The sequence below is a fragment of the Bacteroides sp. genome (assembly GCF_030151085.1).
Taxonomy (GTDB): Bacteria; Bacteroidota; Bacteroidia; order Bacteroidales; family Bacteroidaceae; genus Bacteroides.
Genome location: NZ_JASLER010000107.1, coordinates 1 through 2,742 on the forward strand (window position 1 = coordinate 1; position 2,742 = coordinate 2,742).

The 2,742-nt window shown below is 48.7% G+C and carries 2 protein-coding genes and 1 pseudogene; all 3 read right to left on the reverse strand.

What is annotated here, in order from left to right:
- A pseudogene (locus Q1W14_RS21630) lies at window positions 1-828 on the reverse strand (DUF4153 domain-containing protein); the annotation flags it as partial.
- A 25-nt stretch (window positions 829-853) separates the two neighbouring features.
- The gene (gene prfA, locus Q1W14_RS21635; RefSeq protein ID WP_022208719.1) at window positions 854-1,966 is read right to left on the reverse strand and encodes a peptide chain release factor 1; all 1,113 of its coding nucleotides are present in this window, start codon (window positions 1,964-1,966) and stop codon (window positions 854-856) included.
- 4 nt (window positions 1,967-1,970) lie between these two features.
- On the reverse strand, window positions 1,971-2,742 hold a 772-nt coding region (locus Q1W14_RS21640), incomplete at its 5' end, for an AIR synthase-related protein (protein ID WP_300704932.1).

The following is a 2,742-nucleotide window of genomic DNA, read 5'->3' on the forward strand; positions in this document are numbered from 1 at the left end:
TTCAATGGCGATACATCCTGCCATCAGTGCTACCACGAGCCAGGAAACCCAGCCTGTGGGCAGTTCCCAACTGATAAAAATGCGGGCTGCATAAACATAAAGCACGAGGAGATATCCTGCCATGAGCGGGAGGAAGAGAAAATGTATCGTGCCGTTCAGGAACTCCGACGGTTGCGGCTCCCGGTTATGTTTTTGTTCATCTTTGGGCAACATGCCAAGGAAGAGCAACATCGGAAGCAACACGCTACATATAATAAGGATATACAGATAGCAATTCCAACTTACATCCACATTGAAGAGTTGGCGGAGCGAGAACACCAGCAGACTGATTCCACCGCTCATGATAAGCCCCACCACATTGGCCGTGACAAAAGCGCCGACCGTGTATGAAGCGAAGTTCCAGCTTGGAATGTCATTCTTTTCTTTGATGAATGAAAGGAAGAAAGCCGAAAGCCACAGTGCCAGGATGGCGGCTCCGTGGGCTATGCCTATTTCGGTAAGCGACTGTTCCGGTGAAAGACTGTAGAGGTACACCGCATCGGCAATCAGCAATACGTGCATTATTATATGTACGATCACTCCTTTTATCTTGCTCTTTATCTCTTCGCTCCACAGGTGGAGAGTGAGTGAGAGCAACGTACCGATAGAAAAATAGTAACCCAGAACCATCACCAGCTTCCTGTCATCATCCAGGTCGGTAGCTACCAGATAGACTAAATAAGCGGTAAGTGCAAGGACGAAACATACTGTAGAAGGAAAGCGCCTCAGGCAATTTTGAAACGCTTCCGTCAGGGTATGAAATACTTTATGTAGTAGCTGTCCTTTCATTCGCTCTGCTTCTTAACCTGTTGGCTTACAGTTCGCTTTCTTTCAGACGTTCTGCATTTTCCGCTACAATCAGGTGGTCGATACAATCCTGAATGTCACCGTCCATAAAGGCGGAGAGGTTATAGATGGTATAGTTGATACGATGGTCGGTGATGCGTCCTTGCGGATAGTTGTAGGTACGGATTTTAGCGGAGCGGTCTCCGGTAGATACCATTGTCTTTCGCTTGGAGGCAATATCGTCCAGATATTTCTGATGTTCCTTGTCGTAAATGAAGGTACGCAGACGTGAGAGGGCACGCTCTTTATTCTTCGGTTGGTCGCGTGTTTCGGTACACTCAATCAGGATTTCTTCAGAAGCGCCGGTGTTCGGATTTCTCCATACATAGCGCAGACGTACACCGGACTCAACTTTATTTACATTCTGTCCGCCGGCACCGCCACTTCGGAAAGTATCCCATTTGATTTCGCCTTCATTAATTACTACATCGAACTCTTCGGCTTCGGGCAGCACGGCTACGGATGCGGCGGAGGTATGCACACGTCCCTGAGTTTCAGTAGCCGGAACACGCTGTACGCGGTGTACCCCCGATTCGTATTTCAATGTTCCGTATACATTGTCGCCCGTAACGCTGCAAATGATTTCCTTGAATCCGCCTGCCGCGCCTTCGTTGACGCTGGATATTTCCATCCTCCAACCTTTCGTTTCGCAATATTTGGTATACATGCGGAAGAGGTCTCCGGCAAAGATAGCGGCTTCGTCACCACCTGTACCCCCGCGGATTTCGAGGATGGCGTTCTTGCTGTCTTGCGGGTCGGCAGGTACGAGGAGGAGTTTGATATGTTCTTCCAGTTCCGGCTGGCGTGCCTGACAGGCATCCAATTCTTCGCGTGCCATTTCCCGCATCTCCGGGTCTGTTTCATTGGAGATGATCTCTTTGGCTTCCTCGATGCCGTTCAGCACTTGGATATATTCTTTGCGGGCCTCCATCAGGTCGCCCAGTTCTTTGTACTCTTTGGTGAGTTTAACGTAACGCTTCTGGTCGGCAATCACTGCCGGGTCTGTAATCAGCGTCGATACTTCTTCGAAGCGGGCAACAAGCCCTTCGAGTTTCTCTAATATGGTATTGTTGTCTGCCATTGAATTAGTATTTGAATTCTCCGAACTCACTCTTGATAATCAGTTCTTTCTGGTTGCTTTCTTCAATACGTCCAACAATCTGTGCATCAATACCGAAACTCTTGCTGATGGCAATTACTTCCTCGGCATGTTCGGGCGATAGATATACTTCAAGACGGTGTCCCATATTGAATACCTTGTACATCTCTGCCCAGTCTGTATTGCTCTGCTCTTTAATCGTTTTGAACAAAGGAGGAACAGGGAACAGATTATCCTTAATCACGCGGCAATTATCACCTATAAAGTGCAGCACTTTCGTCTGTGCACCACCCGAGCAGTGTACCATACCATGAATTTCAGGGCGAAGTGCATCCAGCAACTTCTTCACTACCGGCGCATACGTGCGGGTAGGGGAGAGTATCAATTTTCCGGCATCCAGCGGGCTGTCTTCTACGGCATCCGTCAGTTTCAGACCACCGGAGTAAACCAGTTCTTCGGGCACTGCCTTGTCATAACTTTCGGGATATTTCTCTGCCAGATATTTGGAGAATACATCATGACGGGCACTGGTCAATCCGTTGCTGCCCATGCCACCGTTATATTCTTTTTCGTAAGTAGCCTGTCCGTAAGAAGCCAAGCCTACAATTACATCGCCCGGACGGATATTGGCATTATCAATCACATCGCTGCGCTTCATGCGGCAAGTTACGGTACTGTCTACGATGATGGTACGCACCAAATCGCCTACATCGGCAGTTTCACCTCCTGTAGCATATACGCCTACACCCATTTCGCGG

Coding starts and splice junctions, on each gene's coding strand:
- prfA (WP_022208719.1), bottom strand. CDS start 1,966: ATGGCAGACAACAATACCATATTAGAGAAACTCGAAGGGCTTGTTGCC.